The 558-nt window shown below is 41.4% G+C and carries 1 pseudogene; it reads right to left on the bottom strand.

Annotated elements, in window-relative coordinates:
* Positions 1 to 558: pseudogene (locus PVV70_RS09700) on the bottom strand (hypothetical protein); the annotation flags it as partial.

Here is a 558-nt window from a genome sequence, read left to right as displayed (position 1 = left end):
ATTGACATCTTTTGGCTCTACTTCTTCATCATAAAAAACCGCTACTGAACGTACATCTTCTATTTCTTGATCAAGCTGGCCTTTGTTAACCGCTTCATCATTCTTTGCTGCTTCCTTTATACCAGACAAGGTCCGTGCTGCACCATCAGTATTCGCAAGCGTAACTTTAGTACCGCTCTTTTCACCACCAATCGTTATAACATGTGTATCAGCATCTTGCTTAACAAGACTATCACCCACTACTTGGTTAATCTCATTCTTTATCTCTTTATGAACATTCGTCAAAGAACTTCCTACACTAGCAAGCGCATCCGCTACATTCTCATAGCTCTTCTCTTCAGCAGCACTCCCATCAGAATTAACAGTCGAAACCTTGAAGTTTGGTGTTGTCCATGCGCCATCTTTATAACCAGCACCACCGCCTAAATAGGTTGCAACAGCCTTATTTGTCTCAAAAAGTTGCGAACCATTGACCGCATCCGTTGAATTTGCTGCAATGGTACCATTGGCAAGATACTTAATCTTACTATTAACTTTCGTATCTCCTGATCCATGCTG

The organism is Bartonella sp. AU55XJBT (assembly GCF_028618525.1).
This window is presented reverse-complemented; position numbering and strand designations above follow the sequence as displayed.